Annotated in this window: 17 protein-coding genes; 12 read left to right on the top strand and 5 right to left on the bottom strand. The window is 59.8% G+C overall.

The window, feature by feature from the left end; genetic code table 11:
- The 9 genes from AC04P6_RS00560 to gluQRS all read left to right on the top strand — a co-directional run.
- A partial coding sequence (locus tag AC04P6_RS00560; RefSeq protein ID WP_475564643.1) for an NADH-quinone oxidoreductase subunit D-related protein occupies positions 1-278 on the top strand: 278 nt, incomplete at its 5' end.
- A 4-nt stretch (positions 279-282) separates the two neighbouring features.
- Positions 283-720: a 4Fe-4S dicluster domain-containing protein gene (locus tag AC04P6_RS00565; protein ID WP_475564644.1), complete on the top strand. Its 438-nt coding sequence runs from the start codon at positions 283-285 to the stop codon at positions 718-720.
- Positions 721-802: 82 nt separating this feature from the next.
- A complete protein-coding gene (locus AC04P6_RS00570; RefSeq protein ID WP_475564645.1) occupies positions 803-1,450 on the top strand; it encodes a CDP-alcohol phosphatidyltransferase family protein in 648 nt (215 codons plus the stop codon).
- Between the two features lie 2 nt (positions 1,451-1,452).
- A complete protein-coding gene (locus AC04P6_RS00575; protein WP_475564646.1) occupies positions 1,453-3,675 on the top strand; it encodes a VanW family protein in 2,223 nt (740 codons plus the stop codon).
- Positions 3,676-3,689: 14 nt separating this feature from the next.
- The gene (locus AC04P6_RS00580; protein ID WP_475564647.1) at positions 3,690-5,087 is read left to right on the top strand and encodes a D-alanyl-D-alanine carboxypeptidase family protein; all 1,398 of its coding nucleotides are present in this window, start codon (positions 3,690-3,692) and stop codon (positions 5,085-5,087) included.
- Positions 5,088-5,113: 26 nt separating this feature from the next.
- Positions 5,114-5,569, top strand: a complete 456-nt coding sequence (locus AC04P6_RS00585; RefSeq protein ID WP_475564648.1) for an FHA domain-containing protein — start codon at positions 5,114-5,116, stop codon at positions 5,567-5,569.
- 31 nt (positions 5,570-5,600) lie between these two features.
- Entirely contained in the window at positions 5,601-7,355 is a 1,755-nt protein-coding gene (locus tag AC04P6_RS00590; RefSeq protein WP_475564649.1) for a thiamine pyrophosphate-dependent enzyme, read from the top strand.
- Positions 7,352-7,957, top strand: coding sequence for an indolepyruvate oxidoreductase subunit beta (locus tag AC04P6_RS00595; RefSeq protein ID WP_475564650.1), 606 nt, complete (start codon positions 7,352-7,354; stop codon positions 7,955-7,957). Before AC04P6_RS00590 ends, AC04P6_RS00595 begins: the two co-directional genes overlap by 4 nt.
- 10 nt (positions 7,958-7,967) lie before the next feature.
- The gene (gene gluQRS / locus AC04P6_RS00600) at positions 7,968-8,918 is read left to right on the top strand and encodes a tRNA glutamyl-Q(34) synthetase GluQRS (RefSeq protein WP_475564651.1); all 951 of its coding nucleotides are present in this window, start codon (positions 7,968-7,970) and stop codon (positions 8,916-8,918) included.
- Between the two features lie 33 nt (positions 8,919-8,951).
- Here gluQRS and AC04P6_RS00605 read toward each other — a convergent pair whose 3' ends face one another.
- Positions 8,952-9,896: a UbiA family prenyltransferase gene (locus AC04P6_RS00605; protein ID WP_475564652.1), complete on the bottom strand. Its 945-nt coding sequence runs from the start codon at positions 9,894-9,896 to the stop codon at positions 8,952-8,954.
- A gap of 162 nt (positions 9,897-10,058) precedes the next feature.
- On the opposite strand from AC04P6_RS00605, the gene galE reads away from it, so the two are divergent.
- The 3 genes from galE (at position 10,059) to AC04P6_RS00620 (ending at position 13,821) form a co-directional block, all read left to right on the top strand.
- A complete protein-coding gene (galE, locus tag AC04P6_RS00610; RefSeq protein ID WP_475564653.1) occupies positions 10,059-11,078 on the top strand; it encodes a UDP-glucose 4-epimerase GalE in 1,020 nt (339 codons plus the stop codon).
- Between the two features lie 12 nt (positions 11,079-11,090).
- On the top strand, positions 11,091-12,773 hold the full coding sequence (locus AC04P6_RS00615; protein WP_475564654.1) for a phospho-sugar mutase: 1,683 nt from the start codon (positions 11,091-11,093) through the stop codon (positions 12,771-12,773).
- A 70-nt stretch (positions 12,774-12,843) separates the two neighbouring features.
- The gene (locus tag AC04P6_RS00620; RefSeq protein ID WP_475564655.1) at positions 12,844-13,821 is read left to right on the top strand and encodes a biotin--[acetyl-CoA-carboxylase] ligase; all 978 of its coding nucleotides are present in this window, start codon (positions 12,844-12,846) and stop codon (positions 13,819-13,821) included.
- Between the two features lie 332 nt (positions 13,822-14,153).
- On the opposite strand, the gene AC04P6_RS00625 is transcribed toward AC04P6_RS00620, so the two are convergent.
- The 4 genes from AC04P6_RS00625 to AC04P6_RS00640 all read right to left on the bottom strand — a co-directional run bounded on the left by AC04P6_RS00625 (position 14,154) and on the right by AC04P6_RS00640 (position 16,104).
- Positions 14,154-14,546 (bottom strand): MerR family transcriptional regulator, encoded by a 393-nt coding sequence (locus tag AC04P6_RS00625; RefSeq protein WP_475564656.1) that lies wholly within the window; start codon positions 14,544-14,546, stop codon positions 14,154-14,156.
- Between the two features lie 142 nt (positions 14,547-14,688).
- Positions 14,689-15,132, bottom strand: coding sequence for a dUTP diphosphatase (gene dut / locus AC04P6_RS00630; RefSeq protein ID WP_475564657.1), 444 nt, complete (start codon positions 15,130-15,132; stop codon positions 14,689-14,691).
- 20 nt (positions 15,133-15,152) lie between these two features.
- Positions 15,153-15,596, bottom strand: a complete 444-nt coding sequence (gene nrdR, locus AC04P6_RS00635; RefSeq protein ID WP_475564658.1) for a transcriptional regulator NrdR — start codon at positions 15,594-15,596, stop codon at positions 15,153-15,155.
- Between the two features lie 160 nt (positions 15,597-15,756).
- Entirely contained in the window at positions 15,757-16,104 is a 348-nt protein-coding gene (locus AC04P6_RS00640) for a hypothetical protein (protein ID WP_475564659.1), read from the bottom strand.
- Positions 16,105-16,170 lie beyond the last annotated feature (66 nt).

Genomic DNA, 16,170 nt, shown 5'->3' on the forward strand with positions numbered 1-16,170 from the left:
AGCTCATCGCGCGCTTGCCCAACGGCGACATAGCGGTTGCCGTGAAGGGTGCCCCGGCGGTCGACTCGGAAGCCTGCAACGTTCTCGAGCAACCGCGTGGCGAGTGTTATTACTACGCCAAGGGAAACGGCACCAAGTACCTCGACCGCATGCGCATGCGCACGCCCACTTCGCAGAACCTGGCCGGCATGGCCGTGGCGCTGAAGGGATGCGACGTTGCCGACGTGAACATGATCGTGCTCACGATCGACCCCTGCATCAGCTGCACGGAAAGGTAGGGCCATGGGTAGTTTCAAACTCGGAAAAATGACCTTGGGCTCGCTTTTCAAGAAGCCCGAAACCGTCCTGTATCCCTTCGAGACGAAGCCCGCTCCGGCCGGCCTGAAGGGGCATATCGAGAACGATATGAAGGCGTGCATCCTGTGCGGCATCTGCCAGAAGGCATGCCCGTCGCACTCCATCACGGTCGACAAGAAGGCCGGTACCTGGGCAATCAACCACTTCAGCTGCGTGCAGTGCGGTTCGTGCGCGTACGCCTGCCCGAAGAAGTGCCTCACGATGGACCCGGCGTACCAGAAGCCCCTGCGCGCCATGGAAGTGGAGACCTTCACCAAGCCCGAAGAGTCCGAAGAGGAGAAAGCAGCCAAGGAAGCAGCTAAGAAGGCGAAACTTGAAGCTGCTATGAAAGCCAAAGCGGAACGCGAGGCCGCAAAGGAATAGGCAGGCGTTTTTCGCTACAATAGAGAGTCGGATGTTTATCCCATCCGACTCTTTTTGTTTTGATGAGCAGAAACGCAGGATTATGACGCACGTAAACGAGAACAATATCGGCACGCCTCAGAACCCCTCTGATGCTATTCTCACGCTCCCCAACGCGGTGAGCTTCGTGCGCCTGTGCATGATTCCAGCGTTCTTCGTCACGCTCATGCAGGGCAACAATATCGTTGCCACGGTGCTCTTCGCGCTGGCCGCATGCACCGACTGGATCGACGGCCAAATCGCGCGACGCACCAACCAGGTAAGCAAGCTCGGCCGCATGCTCGACCCCGCGGTCGACAGGCTCCTCATGATTCTGGGCGTGCTGGGCGTATATCTCACGGGTCGCATCCCCTTGTGGATCATCGTGCTCGTGCTGGGTCGCGACATCCTGCTCATGGGCGGATACGCATTCCTGCTGAAGCGCTGGAACGTGCGCGTCGACGTCATCTATCCTGGCAAAGTGGCCACGACGTTCTTCTTCGTGGGCTTTGCCGGCCTGGTGCTGAATGCTCCGCTTATTCCCGGCCTGAGCTGGTGCGATTTCGCCTGGCTCCCCGGCTTCAACGGCAACGACGTCTGCTGGGCCATCTGGTTCATCTATGCTGGCCTCGTTCTAGGCGCCTTCACCACCACGTACTACATTCGCACCGCGCTTAGCAAGCTGGCCGAGGCGAAGAAAGCCGTCGCATAGCCATGTCCGAGCCTCGGCACAACCGCTCCTCGTCGAGGAACGCGTCTTCGCGTTCCGGAAGGCACGCCAACACGGCGCAGTCGCGTCGTGCCCAGTCGTCGCGCTCTTCAAGCACGCGCTCGTCCTCGCGCAGCACTTCCAATCGCAGTTCCAGCACGCGCACATCAAGCCAAGCTCGTTCCCGCACGCGTACGCAGCAAACGCGCAGCATTCGCTCGACGCAGGCAACGCGCGGAAACGCCAGCCGCGCCACCCGCGCCCAGCAGGGGCGCAGCGCTAACCGAGCACCCAAGAAGCCACAGCAGAACAAGGGCCTCATCCTAACCATTCTCGGAGCGATCGCATCGCTGCTCGCCCTCATCGGCAAGGGAATTGGCAACCTGTTCGGCGCGCTTCACGCACGCCATCCGAAAACCGCGATTCTCGCCGCCATCCTCGTCGTGTTCGTCCTGTTCAACTGCGTATGCTATGCGGGCGACTACGTCATGCGGTGGGGAAAGGTCATGCCCAACGTGTCCGTGGGCGGCATCGACGTTGCGGGCATGACGCGCGACGAAGCCATCGATGCCGTGCGCAGCGTATACGACCCTCGACTCACCAGCTCCGACGTGGAAATCTACGCGAGCGAGCAAGGTATGGCGCTTCATTACACCAATGTCCAGTCGAGCGACGAGACCACCGTCGAGGAAGAGCTGGCTTCCACCGAAGTCTGGACGACCGACGCCTCGCGCCTCAATGCCTCCATCGATTACGAAGCGCTCATTGACAGCGCCATGGCCGAAGGACGCGCGGGCATCTTCGACCGCATCGGCCTCTTCTTCGGGTCGCGCGCGCTCGACGTCGTCGTGTCGTTCGGGGAGGAAGACCTCGAATGGCTTGCGGGCCAGATCGATGCCTCAATCGGCGACCCGTATGTGAACTACGGCATTTCCATCACTTCGGGCAAGGCCACCATTACCGATGGCCACGACGGCATGATGGTCGACCGCTCGTGGTTTGCCAGCGAGCTTTCATCGCTGCTGACCAGCGACGATTCTGTAACCAGGGCTTTCGTGGCCAAGACGGTGTTCACGCCGATGAAGATCGACGCCGAGGAAGCGCAGGCTACGTGCGATGCGATCAACGCAGCCATCGCGCAGGGCCTCGACTTCGTCGAAGAGGGCAACGAGTGGCACGCCACCGCTTCCGACCTGGGAGATATGATTCGCGCCGACGTCGTGCAGGAAAGCGACGGCTCGTATAGCCTTACGCCCGCCATAGACAGCTCGAAAGTAAAGCATTACCTGGTGACCAATTCGCTTAACGCGGTAGACACCGAAAACCTCACCATCGAGTTCGGCAAAGACGACAGTGGCATTTTCGTGAACGTCACCTCGGGCGGACTCATGCCCGAAACCGACGACGCCGTAGCACAGATCACGAACGCGCTCTTCGGCGGCGCGGCACCTTCCAGCACGCCAACCGTAACGCTGAAGCTCGTCGACATGCCTGGTCACATTGCGCTCGACGATGCCATTTCGCTTGGCATCGTCACGAAGATCAGCTCCTATACCACGGAATACACCGCACGTTCCGAAGCGCGCAACCACAACATCCACCTCGCAGCCGACTTGCTGGACGAGTCCATCGTGAGCAGCAGCGGGGGAGTGTGGAGCTTCAACGACATCGCAGGCGAGTGCAACGAAGCGGCTGGATTCATGGTCGCAGGCGTCGTGGTGAACGGCGTGAGCGAGGAAGACTTCGGCGGCGGCATCTGCCAGGTGGCCACGACCGTCTTCAATGCCGCCTACAACGCCGGCTTTCCCATCAAGGAACGCCACAACCATTCCAGCTACATCGCCTCGTATCCAGCTGGGCGCGACGCAGCCATCAGCTATCCTTCGCCCGACCTGAAATGGACGAACGACAGCTCATCCGACGTGCTGCTGGACATGTCGTACACGAGCACGTCCGTTACCGCCACCATCTATGGCGTCGACCCTGGCTACAGCGTTTCCACCGAGACGGGAGAATGGCAAGACGGCGCGCAGTATGGCACTACCTACACCTATGACGACACCGTAGCTGCGGGAACGCAGTACGTTCAGACCGAGGGAAAGAACGGCTCGAGCATCAGCGTCACGCGCACGGTGAAGGATTCCGAAGGGAATGTCCTGCATAAGGACCTGTTCCAATCTACATACGTTGCCGTCAACGAAGTTGTCGTTGTGGGAACGAAGAGCTAGAAAGGGCATACGTTTTGATTCTTTCAAACAAACGAGCCATATCCGCCTGTCTCGTCGCCGCGCTTGCGCTTGTCGCCACGCTGGCGCTTTCGCCTGCAACGGCATACGCGAACGTGCAGAAGAGCGACATCATCGCGGGCGAAACCGTGGCGAATCGCAATCTCTCGGCAGCCCAGTGCCCCAGCGTGGAGGCCACGTCGGTGCTGCTCATGGATTCCGACGGCAACGTGCTGTTCGAGCGCAACGCCGACGAGCACGTGCAGATCGCCAGCATCACCAAGGTCATGACCGCGGTAACCGCCGTGGAATACGCGAGCCTCGACACCGAAATCACCGTGAGCAGCACCGCTGCCGCCATCGGCGAGTCTTCCGCGGGCCTGCAGCAAGGCGACAAGCTCACGCTCCAGGAAGCCCTGAAGGCCATGCTCTGGCCCAGCGGCAACGACGCCGCGCAATCCATCGCCGAGTCGGTGGGCGCCCTCATTTTGAAAGAACAGGGGAACGGCTCGCCCTCGCAGAGCGAATCGGTAGAGGCATTCGTGCAGGCCATGAACGACACTTCCGCCAAGCTGGGCATGAACGACTCGCTGTGGGCGAATCCTCACGGCCTCGACGACGGCGTGTACGCCAACCAGGAGCTCTACAGCACCGCGCGCGACGTTGCAACGCTGGCCAATTACGCCATGAGCATCGACGCGATTCGCTCGATCACCAGCCAGGATGGCGGCACCGTTACCGTTACGCGCGATGGGGCAAAAACGGGCGTGGAGCTCGAATCGACTGACGAGCTCTTCGGCGTATACGACGGCCTCCTTGGCGTGAAAACCGGCTTTACCGACGCGGCGGGCGAGTGCTTTGCCGGCGCCGTGGAGCAGGACGGCGTGCGCCTTGTTTCCGCCGTGCTGAACTCCACCTCGTCTTCGATGCGCTTCACCGATACGTCCACGCTCTGGGACTGGGCGTTCGATAACATGGTTGACTATTCCGCTGCGCAGTCGACGCAGACCACGGTGAACTCGAACGGCGTTACCGTGCCGCTCGTAGCCGAAGTGGCCGATGCAGCCTGGACGGACAAGACGGTTCCCGCAACGCTCGAGAATCCGAATCTCACGTTCCGCGTGTTCGCGCTCGCGGGCAACGTGAGCCAGAGCGTTCAGTACTACGACATCAACGGCGCAGTGAAGGCGGGAGACGTGGTGGGCACCATCACGTACTACCAGCAAAACGAAGTCATCGGCACGGCGAACCTCGTCGCCACCGAAGACGTGGCTGCGCCCAACCCGCTCGAGGCGCTGGGAATCTGGTGGTCTCGCCTGATAGGGGGCTTTTCTGGCGATGACGGAGTAGCCGATAGCGTATGCTATAACGAAGTTGAGCTCATTTACGATAAGTCGAGTCTTTCTGCCGCATAGCAAGACTCCGCGTGAAAGGATGTCACATGGAAACATGCCCCGTATGCAATGGTCCGGTGAAGCCGCAGGATGCGGCGTGTCCGTCGTGCGGCTTCAAGCTCACCGGCTCCACCCAGAAGTTCCAGCCAATCAACCTCGACGACGACGCTCCCCGCGATAGCCAGGGCGCGCACGCCGCTCCCGTCGCCGCTCCCAGCGCATCCTTCACGGTAGTGCGCGGGCCGCAGCAGATTGATACGAAATACCCGCTCGAGGCGCGCGACCTCACCATCGGCCGCTCCCCGAAATGCGATATCTTCCTGAACGACATGACGGTATCCCGCCATCACGCCGTGGTTACGCCCGTGGGCGATCGCTTCGCCATCCGCGACGAGGATAGCTTCAACGGCGTCTGGATCAACAACGAGAACGTCGCGCAGCGCGTGCTCGAAAACGACGACATCGTTCAGATTGGGGCTTTCTGCCTCCTGTACAGCGAATAACCGCCGCACACGCTCGAGAGAAAGGGTTAGCATGCAGCTTTTATCCGGTAACGAGGCCATCGCCCAAGGCGCTTGGGAAGCAGGCGCGCGCATAGGCGTTGGCTATCCGGGTACACCCAGCACGGAAACCCTGGAATCGTTCGGCGCGAAGGACAACGTATACGCCGAATGGTGCGCAAACGAAAAGGTCGCGGTGGAAGTCGCCGTGGGCGCCAGCGCCGCCGGTGCGCGCGTTCTGGCCACCATGAAGCACGTGGGCGTGAACGTGGCGGCAGACCCGCTCTACACGGCCGCCTACACGGGCGTGAACGGGGGATTGGTGGTGCTCGCCGCCGACGATCCGGGCATGCATTCCAGCCAGAACGAGCAGGACACGCGCTTCCATGCGCAGGGCGCCCGCATTCCCGTTGTCGAGCCTTCCGACTCCGCCGAAGCGCGCGCCTTCACCATCGAGGCCTTCAACGCCTCCGAGCGTTTCGACATCCCGTTCTTCGTGCGCAGCACCGTACGCGTGAGCCACGCCAAATCCCCCGTTGAAGTGGGGGAGCGCGAAGAGCGCGAGCTCATTCCGTACCAGAAGGACCCGGCCAAGTGGGTCATGATGCCCGCGTACGCCAAGCCGCGCCGCACGTCGCTCGACGGCCGCATCGCGCAGGTTACGGCATGGGCGGAAACGAGCTCGCTCAACCGCCTCGAGCTGAACGACTCGGAAATCGGCATCGTATGCGCTGGCGCATCGTATCAGTACGTGCGCGACGCGCTTCCCAATGCCTCCATCCTGAAGCTCGGCATCACCTGGCCCATCGCATCGGGCCTCATGCAAAGGCTCGCAAGCCACGTCAATAGGCTCTACGTGGTGGAAGAGGGTTCCGATTACCTATCTACGCAGGTGAAAGCCACAGGTGTAGAGGTTTCCGAACCCAGCGCCCATGCGCTCCCCAAGGAAGGCGAACTTTCGCCGGGCCTCATCAAATCGGCGTTTGGCCTTTCCCTGCCCGAGGAGTTTCCCGCGCAGGAAGACGTGCCGGGCCGTCCGCCCGCGCTTTGCGCCGGGTGCCCGCATCGCCTGGTATTCAAGGAGCTCGTGCGCGCGAAATGCATCGTCACGGGCGATATTGGCTGCTACACGCTTGGCGCCGTGCCGCCGCTGGCAGGCATGGATTCCACGCTCGACATGGGCGCATCCATCTCCATGGCGCATGGCTTCGAGCTGGCGCTTGCCGGCACGAACCATCATCCCGTCGTGGCCGTCATCGGCGATAGCACGTTCGGCCATTCCGGCTTCACGAGCCTTCTTTCCACGGCCTACAACAAGGGTGCGGGCACGATCTGCATCCTCGACAATCGCACCACTGGCATGACGGGCCACCAGGGCAACCCGTTCAACGGCATCACGCTGCAGAACCGCCCCTCGCGCGAACTCGACCTCGAGGGCATGGTCCGTTCGCTGGGCATTGAAGACATCCAGGTGGTAAACCCGAACGTCATGAAGGACGTACGCGCCGCCATCAAGGCTGCCACGTCCAATTCCGAAGAGCTCTCCGTCATCATCTTCCGCAGCCCCTGCGTTCTGCTGAAGAAGGTCTTCGAGCGTCAGGCTCCGTTCTCCATCACTGGCGATTGCCGCGCCTGCGGCGTCTGCGTGGGCCTTGGCTGCCCCGCGATCGCATGCGTCGAAGAAACGGGCGGGGCGGTCATCGACCCCGAACAGTGCGTTGGCTGCGGCCAATGCGAGGGCTATTGCGGATTTGGCGCCATCGTGCGCATGGAAGGAGCACTTCGATGAGCGTGTACAGCGACGGCGCAACCACGGTCCTGCTAGCGGGCGTGGGCGGTCAGGGAACGATTCTCGCCGCCGACCTTCTGGCGAAAACGGCCATTTCCAACGGCCTGGAGGTAAAGCTTTCCGAAATTCACGGCATGGCACAGCGTGGCGGTTCCGTAACCACCGTCGTGCGCCTGGGAAAGCGCGTGCAGTCGATGGTATGCGACCGCGCGTCGGCCGATTACCTGCTCTGCTTCGAGGCCACCGAAGCGCTGCGCAATCTTCCATACCTCGCGCAAGATGGAAAGCTCCTGGTGAACGACGTATCCATCAAGCCCCTTCCCGTGCTCACGGGTCGGGCCTCCATGCCCACGCGCGTCCATGAGCGCCTGGCGGAATACCACGCCCAGCTCGTGGCCGCCAACGAGCTCGCGCGCGAAGCCGGCTCGCTCAAATGCGCGAACGTCGTCCTTCTGGGCGCCCTCGCTGCGAACATGCCCTTTTCCCTGGAAAGCTGGGAAGAGCAGATCCGCCTGAAGGTTCCGCCGAAAACCATCGACATGAACATCGACGCATTCCATAGGGGAGTAGAGAGCGTTTCGAGCGAGGCGAACCGCCGCTAGCGGCGCCTACATGACTCGCAAACCCACCGAAGATACCGCCACGTCAATCGTACGGGGACGCTTCGCGCCTTCGCCCACGGGCCGCATGCATGCGGGGAACATCTACGCTTCCCTTGTTACCTGGCTGCTTTGCAAGCGCCAGGGCGGGGAAGTGGTGCTGCGCATAGAGGACCTCGACCCGCAGCGCTGCAAGCCCGCCTATGCAGACCAGATCATGCGCGATTACGACATGCTCGGCCTTGGCTGGGACGGCGCCATAATGCGCCAGAGCGAACGCACCGCCATCTACGCCGACGCGTTCAACCAGCTCGCACGCAAAAACAACGTGTACCCCTGCTTCTGCACGCGCGCCGACCTGCATGCTGCTTCGGCTCCCCACAAGGGCGAGAAGCACGTGTATCCGGGCACGTGCCGCCATCTTACGCAGGAAGCCATCGAGGAGCGCTCTCGCACGCGGAAGCCCGCATGGCGCATCGAGGTGCCGCATCGCGTCATTTCGCTCGACGACATTTTCCAGGGTGCGTATAGCCAAAACCTCGCCAGCGACTGCGGCGACTTTCTCATCAGGCGCAGCGATGGCGCGTTCGCATATCAGCTCGCCGTGGTGGTGGATGACGCCGAACAGGGCGTAACGCTCGTGGGGAGGGGAGTGGACCTGCTCTGCAGCACGCCCCAGCAGATATTCCTGCAAGACGAGCTGAGCCTTCCGCATCCCGCCTATGCGCACGTGCCATTGCTCGTCGCGCGCGAGAATCGCAGGCTCTCCAAGCGCGATCATGACGCTTCGCTCGAGCAGCTCCTAGAGGAATTCGGAAGCGCGCAGGGAGTGATAGGGGCCATCGCCCATAAGGCCGGGCTCATTCCGGAATTTCAGCCCATCAGCCCCACCGAGCTCATGCAGGTGGCCGATTTCGGCAACCTGCGCAACCGCATCCAGATCCCCTGGCACGATCACCTATAGGATTATCGACTTAGAGTTACTCTAAGTTCCGAATTAGAGCACGAGAGCCACGGAAGAGGCGAGCACGCACGCCCCGTAGAAGGTGCCGAACAGGATGTTCAGCGTGGAGCACTGGCCAAAGGCGCCCGCACGAGACTGCGCGGTAAGGGGATTGGCCAGAAGCAAACGGCCAGGCGCATGGGCGGCGCACAGCATGAACGGCAGGACGATGGCGCCCGGCGTAAACGCAACGAGGACAATCGCGCAAATCGAAAGCGCCCACACGTAGATGATACCGTGATAGAGCTTCACCGTGCGTTCGTGACCAAGCAGCACGGGCAGCGTCTTTCGATGCGCCTCGGTATCTTTCTCGATGTCACAGCCATTGTTCGTGAGCATGATCAGGGCGATGCCCAGAATTTCGGGGATGGAATACACGAGTACCATGAAATCGAGCGTGCCGGTGAGTACCTGATAGCTGGCAAGCGTGATAAGGCCGCCCATGGTGAGCCCGCTGGCGAGTTCGCCCAGCGGCAGGTACGAAATGGGCAGGCCGCCGCCCGAGTACAGGAATATCACGGCGACGCCGATGAGCGCGATTACCAGCGGAACGATTCCCGCGATGATGATGCAGTACACGCCCAGCGCAAACGCAACGGCGATGAGCAAGAGGGCGTAGACGAGCACGTGCTTCGGGTTCACGTTGTTGTACACGAGAACCGCATCGGTGGGGTCGAGCTGGTTCTCTTCGGTATCGGTGCCCTTCACGTAGTCGAAATAGTCGTTGATGGTGTTCACGGAGCTCTGCAGCAGCACGCTGATGGCGAGAAGGACCACAACGGAAACAATGCTCGTAGGCCTGCCCGCAGAAGCATTCGCCGCGAAAGCGAGGCAGCTGGCCAGGAACACGGGGAAGATGGAGGCCGTCCACGTGTGGGGTGCGGCAAGCTGAATCATGAACGTGGGAGTAAGAGGCTGGAATGCTCGATCTTCAACCATGGGTTGCAAACTCTTTCAACGAGGCTCGTAAACGCGTTAGTACTATACCGTAAACCCCAAGCGCACGTGATAATTTCACGCAAGTTGGGCGTGATGGAACCGTAGGCGCTACACTGGATAGGGCTTTTTGCCATACCTACTATCTATCGCAAAGGAGCGTGCATGGAAACCATCCTGGTTACCGGTGGCACGGGCTTCATCGGAAGCCACACCTGTGTCGAGCTGATCAACGCGGGTTACGATGTCGTCGTGTTCGACAATCTCGCGAACTCGAAGGAAGAATCCCTCAACCGCATCGAACGCATCACGGGGACGCGTCCCCGTTTCTACAAGGCCGACATGCTCGATCGCCCCGCTATCGAGCAGATCTTCGAAGCCGAAAACATTTCCTCGGTTATCCATTTCGCAGGCCTGAAGGCCGTGGGCGAGAGCGTCGTGAAGCCGTGGGAGTACTACCAGAACAATATCGAAGGCACGCTGATCCTGCTCGACGTCATGCGCAACCATGGCGTGAAGAGCATCGTCTTCAGCTCGTCCGCAACGGTTTACGGCGACCCGGCATTCGTGCCCATCACCGAGGAATGCCCGCTGGGCAACCCCACGAACCCGTATGGCCAGACGAAGAAGATGCTCGAGCAGATGCTCCACGACATGTGGGTAAGCGATAACGAGTGGAACGTCTCGCTCCTTCGCTACTTCAACCCGATTGGCGCGCATCCCAGCGGCCTGATGGGCGAAGACCCGAACGGCATTCCCAACAACCTCATGCCCTACATCACGCAGGTGGCGCTGGGCAAGCTCGAGCGCCTTGGCGTCTTCGGCGATGACTACGACACTCCCGATGGCACGGGCGTGCGCGACTACATCCACGTCGTCGACCTGGCCCGCGGCCACGTGAAGACGTTGCAGGCAACCGCTGGCACCACGGGCGTGCACGTGTGGAACCTCGGCACGGGCGTGGGCTACAGCGTCCTGGACGTCGTGAAGGCCTTCATCGCGGCAACCGGCGTCGACGTGCCCTACGAAATCAAGTCGCGCCGCGCGGGCGACATCGCGCAGTGCTATGCAAGCGCCGCCAAGGCCGAAGCCGAGCTTGGCTGGAAGGCCGAATTCGGCATCGAGACCATGTGCCGCGACAGCTGGAACTGGCAGAAGAACAACCCCAACGGATACGCTGAATAGGTAGGTTCACGCATGATCAGGGAAGATGTTGTAAATCGCTGGAACGAGCAGGTGAGCGACCCCGCTGTGCGGGAACAGCTCGACGCGCTGCTCGCAAGCGCAGACGAATCCGCCATCGACGATGCCTTTTTCCAGGACCTCGCATTCGGCACCGCCGGTTTGCGCGGCATCCTGGGCGCAGGCACCAACCGCATGAACGTCTATACGGTGGGGAAGGCCACGATGGGCGTTGCGGCGTACCTGAACGAGACGTTCGAGCAGCCCACGGTTGCCATTGCGCGCGATAGTCGCAATATGGGCCTGGAATTCGTGCATCACACCGCGCGCATCCTGGCCTCTCAGGGCGTGAAGAGCTTCATCTATCCGCGCATCGAGCCCGTGCCCGCGCTCAGCTTCGCCGTACGCCATCTGGGCACGTCGGCTGGCATCTGCATGACGGCAAGCCATAACCCGGCTGAATACAACGGCTATAAGGTCTATGGCGCCGACGGCTGCCAGATCACGAGCGATGCAGCCAGCAACATTTCCGCCGCCATCGCGGGCATCGACGAGTTCAGCGCCCTGGAAATGAAGAGCTTCGAGGAGTACGAGCAGGATGGCCTGATCGAGTGGATCGACGATAGCGTCATCGACGCATTCATCGACGCCGAGCTTCGGGCGAGCATGGCCGACCCCGACGCATCCGACGTTTCCCTGAAGCTCGTGTACACGCCGCTTAACGGCTCTGGCCTGGAATGCAATTCCAAGATGTTCGAGCGTATCGGCGTAACCGACGTTACCGTGGTACCCGAACAGGCCGAACCGAATGGCGATTTCCCCACGTGCCCGTACCCGAATCCCGAGATTCGCGAGGCGATGGAAAAGGGCATCGAGATGTGCGAGCGCGTACACCCCGACCTGCTGCTGGCCACCGACCCCGACGCCGACCGCGTGGGCATTGCCGTGAAGAACGACGGCGATTACCAGCTGCTCACGGGCAACGAAGTGGGCATCCTCATGCTCGACTACCTCTGCCGCATGCGCAGCAAGACGGGCAAGCTCCCCAGCGACGCCGTTGCGGTGAGCACCATCGTCTCCACGGTCATGATTGACACGATCGCAGCCCATTGGGGCGTTCGCATCCAGCGCACCCTCACGGGCTTCAAGTACATCGGCAACATCATCAGCGAACTGGTGGACGCAGGCCGCGAAGAGGCATTCGTGCTGGGCTTCGAGGAAAGCTACGGCTACCTTGCCGCCACGCACGTGCGCGACAAGGACTCCATCTGCGCCAGCATGATCATCTGCCAGATGGCGCAGCACTATCGCAAGCGCGGCATGAACCTGGCCCAGGCCATCGACGAGCTCTATCGCACGTACGGCTACTTCCGCAACAAGACGGTGAGCATTTCGTTCCCCGGCGCCGACGGCGCACGCAAGATGGCTGGTATCATGACTGCGCTCCGCGACTCGGCACCCACCGAAATCGCAGGTCAGCCCATCGAAGAAGTAATCGACTACCAAAATGGCTACAACGGCCTGCCGAAGGCGAACGTCATCGAGCTGCGCCTGCCCAACATGAACAAGGTCATCATCCGCCCCAGCGGCACCGAGCCGAAAATCAAGGCATACCTGTTCAGCAACGGCGCAACCGCCGAAGAAGCCGACGAGCTCACGGCGGTTCTCGACAAAGCCGCACGCGAGCTCCTTTCCTAGAGCGTAAGCAATACGAAGGGGTAGGGCGCATCGATTTCGGTGCGCCCTCCATATATGCAAAGGAACGCACATGTCCACGCGAGATTCCCTCTTAGACCTCCTTTCCCAGGCTTCGAAGCAGAATACCTGGATTTCCGGAGAAGCTGCCGCAGCCGAACTGGGAGTATCACGCGCCGCTATCTGGAAGGCCGTGAAGGCCCTGGAAGATGAGGGCTACATCCTGGAGGCACAGCGCAACAGGGGATACCGTCTCGCGGCGAACCAGGACATCGTAACCAAGCAGGACGTCGATGCGGCGCTCTCCGATGCGCGCTATCCCGTGGAAACGTGCGTCGTTGCCACGACGGGAAGCACCAACATCGATGTGAAGGCAGCCGCTGAACAGGGAAAAGACGAAGTTTTCTCCATCATAGCAGGCAATCAGCAGACAGGGCGCGGTCGCCGCGGCAGGCCGTTTTTCAGCCCCGCAGGCAAGGGAATCTACCTCAGCATTCTCATTCGCCCGAACATCGCAATCGCCGACGCCACGAGCATTACCGCAGCCGCCGCCGTGGCAACGTGCCGTGCAGTCGATTCGGTTTTCGGCGTATGCACCAGCATCAAGTGGGTCAATGACATCTACCTGGGCGAAAAGAAGATCTGCGGCATCCTAACCGAAGCCTCGTCCGACCTGGAAACCGGCATGCTCACATATGCCGTCGTGGGAATCGGCGTGAACGTCTACGAGCCCGAAGGGGGATTCCCCGAAGACATCAGGAAGCGTGCGGGAGCTATATCCACCGAGATCAAGCAGGGAACACGCGCAGCTCTTGCAGGCTGCATCATCAAGGAATTCGTAGCCATGTACGAGCATGGCGCCTTCGGCGATTACCTCGAGGAATACCGCGACCGCTCGTTCATAGTGGGGAATTCCATTACCGTCATCGAAGGCAAGAGCGAACAACAGGCGATTGCCCTTGGCATCAACGACGACCTGTCGCTGCATGTGCGTTTCGAAGACGGAAGCGAGAAGATGCTTCAGTCTGGAGAAGTAAGCCTGCGCGTATAGATTGTGCGGCGCGAAAAAGCAATCGACGTTTTCAAACGCCGAAGACATGCGCAGTCGTTGGACAGAGCAATCGCGCAGCATAGAGATATACGGCACACATTGATCTATCGCGTCAGCCAATCTACCTGAGCAAACCAAAAGAGCAGTAGCGGCAAAACCACACCTATTGTTTGATTTTGGCTTACTTTACATAATATATATTATCCGATATTTATATATCAAGAAATTGCACCATACGCGCCGTGCGCGGAATACTATGCGTCTGAGCTGGGCTTACAACACCAAGGCCATGAGAGCCGTTCTAAGGCCCCGTTTTATCTTCAGACGACTACTTATACCCTGGCGTTATCGGCTATTTCAGTCGCATACGCTTCCAGAGCCGCCTGGCATTCCTCAATCTCGCGCATCTTCAAATCCAGAGACAATCTCTGCTCGGACAGAACGCGCATGAGCTGCTTGCTTCCATCGGCGCCACGTAGCTGCATCCGGACGAAGTAACCAATTCCCTCAATCGACAGACCGCTGTAGCGCAATGCCTCGATGAGCGTTAGCTGATGAAGATCGACATCGCTGAAGAAACGACGCCCACGCGAATCGCGCTGCAGGTTCGGGAAAAAGCCGCATTTATCGTAGTACCGAATCGTATGAGCGGTAATGCCCGTCATATCCTCGACTTCGGTAATGGAATAGCCGTTTCGCTCTTCGCTCTTCGTTGCAGCAGCCATGGGGTCCTCTATTTCTACTTAGAGTAACTCTAACGAGAACTATAGCATACTTAGAGTAACTCTAAGTAGAAGAACGGTTACAAATAACGCCCCCATTGTCGTGCAACGAGGGCGTATTGCATGAAAGGCTATGATGCAGCGGCTATTTCACGCCGCTGCTTCCAAAGCCGCCCTCCCCTCGCTGCGTGGAGGAAAGTTCGTCCTGCACGAGCAGAGAAACGTTTTCGACGCCCATAATGACCAGCTGCGCGATACGGTCGCCCACTTTCACATGAATGGGTTCGTTCGCATCGAGATTGATGGCGATGCACATGAGCTCGCCGCGATAGCCGCTATCGATAAGACCCGGGGCGTTGACCAGGGAAAGCCCCTGCTTGATGGCGGACCCGGAACGAGGAAGGACAAAACCTGCGTAGCCTTCGGGAATGGCGACGCAGATGCCCGTATGGATGAGAGCGCGCTGGAAGGGCTGGAGCGTAATATCTTCGACGGAGCGAAGATCGATGCCCGCGTCGCCCTCGTATGCCGTTTCCGGAAGCACAGCGTTATCGTTTACTACCTTTACGGGCAGCGTAAGAGAAGACATATATAACCTTTCGAATGGACTTACAGACCCTTGATGGCCTTATTGAACTCTTCGACGTTCTTGAAGTCTTTATACACGCTGGCAAAGCGAATATAGGCAACTTCGTCGAGATTCTTCAAACGCTGCAGGACCATGTCGCCCAGCGCTTTCGACTGAATCTCGGTATAGTTCTTGTTCCTAAGCTCGGTTTCAAGATCGTCGACGACGGAATTGATCTGATCGGGCGTGATATGGCGCTTGGCGCAGGCGATATAGAGACCACGGAGGATCTTATCGCGCCTGTAGACTTCAGAGGTGCCGTCGGACTTGCGAACCACAAGAGGATTTTCGCCGAGACGTTCGTACGTCGTGAAGCGACGATTGCATTTCAGGCATTCGCGGCGACGTCGAATGCTCGTACCGTCTTCAGAGGGACGGGAATCAACAACCTTGGAATCGGTATGCCCGCATGATGGACAGCGCATATGACTTCCTCTCTTTCGGCTTGGCGTTAGATTACCATACCAGCTGGGACAATATGAAGCCGATTCGAGAGAAACAGGGTATTTTATTGGCCTGCGCCCGAGACGCAGACGGACGCAGGCCGTTTACGCAGCTACCACAGAACGCAGCATCTGGGGAGCCCTAGAGGGATAGGCAGATAAAGGCGATGCCTAGCGCAGCGTACACAGCGCCGGCAACCAGAACATGGCTCATGCGAGTATCGGAAAACTGCATGCCCTTGACGTTGCCGTAGCGAAAATCGGTGATCATCTGGCTTTCGGAAGCGATGCGAGCGCAGCGCGCCTGCACGCGCTCACGCATTCGAGCCTTGTACGCATCTTCAATAGAGTTGATGGCATGCTTCTTTTCGTATGCCGCAACCGCCCGCGTAAAGTCGATGATGTGCTCGTTTTCATTGCTGTATCGAGAACAATCAGGCTTACGTGCGGCCGTTCCGTCGATGGGATACATGACGTTCAGGTCCTTCATTTCTGCCTCCTTGCTCTTGCATAGAACCTTTGTTCGTGTATACTCTAAATCGAACATAAGTTCTTG

It is taken from the genome of Denitrobacterium sp. (assembly GCF_056180635.1).

Coding starts and splice junctions, on each gene's coding strand:
- AC04P6_RS00565 (WP_475564644.1), top strand. CDS start 283: ATGGGTAGTTTCAAACTCGGAAAAATGACCTTGGGCTCGCTTTTCAAG.
- AC04P6_RS00570 (WP_475564645.1), top strand. CDS start 803: ATGACGCACGTAAACGAGAACAATATCGGCACGCCTCAGAACCCCTCT.
- AC04P6_RS00575 (WP_475564646.1), top strand. CDS start 1,453: ATGTCCGAGCCTCGGCACAACCGCTCCTCGTCGAGGAACGCGTCTTCG.
- AC04P6_RS00585 (WP_475564648.1), top strand. CDS start 5,114: ATGGAAACATGCCCCGTATGCAATGGTCCGGTGAAGCCGCAGGATGCG.
- AC04P6_RS00590 (WP_475564649.1), top strand. CDS start 5,601: ATGCAGCTTTTATCCGGTAACGAGGCCATCGCCCAAGGCGCTTGGGAA.
- AC04P6_RS00595 (WP_475564650.1), top strand. CDS start 7,352: ATGAGCGTGTACAGCGACGGCGCAACCACGGTCCTGCTAGCGGGCGTG.
- gluQRS (WP_475564651.1), top strand. CDS start 7,968: ATGACTCGCAAACCCACCGAAGATACCGCCACGTCAATCGTACGGGGA.
- AC04P6_RS00605 (WP_475564652.1), bottom strand. CDS start 9,896: ATGGTTGAAGATCGAGCATTCCAGCCTCTTACTCCCACGTTCATGATT.
- galE (WP_475564653.1), top strand. CDS start 10,059: ATGGAAACCATCCTGGTTACCGGTGGCACGGGCTTCATCGGAAGCCAC.
- AC04P6_RS00615 (WP_475564654.1), top strand. CDS start 11,091: ATGATCAGGGAAGATGTTGTAAATCGCTGGAACGAGCAGGTGAGCGAC.
- AC04P6_RS00620 (WP_475564655.1), top strand. CDS start 12,844: ATGTCCACGCGAGATTCCCTCTTAGACCTCCTTTCCCAGGCTTCGAAG.
- AC04P6_RS00625 (WP_475564656.1), bottom strand. CDS start 14,546: ATGGCTGCTGCAACGAAGAGCGAAGAGCGAAACGGCTATTCCATTACC.
- dut (WP_475564657.1), bottom strand. CDS start 15,132: ATGTCTTCTCTTACGCTGCCCGTAAAGGTAGTAAACGATAACGCTGTG.
- nrdR (WP_475564658.1), bottom strand. CDS start 15,596: ATGCGCTGTCCATCATGCGGGCATACCGATTCCAAGGTTGTTGATTCC.
- AC04P6_RS00640 (WP_475564659.1), bottom strand. CDS start 16,104: ATGAAGGACCTGAACGTCATGTATCCCATCGACGGAACGGCCGCACGT.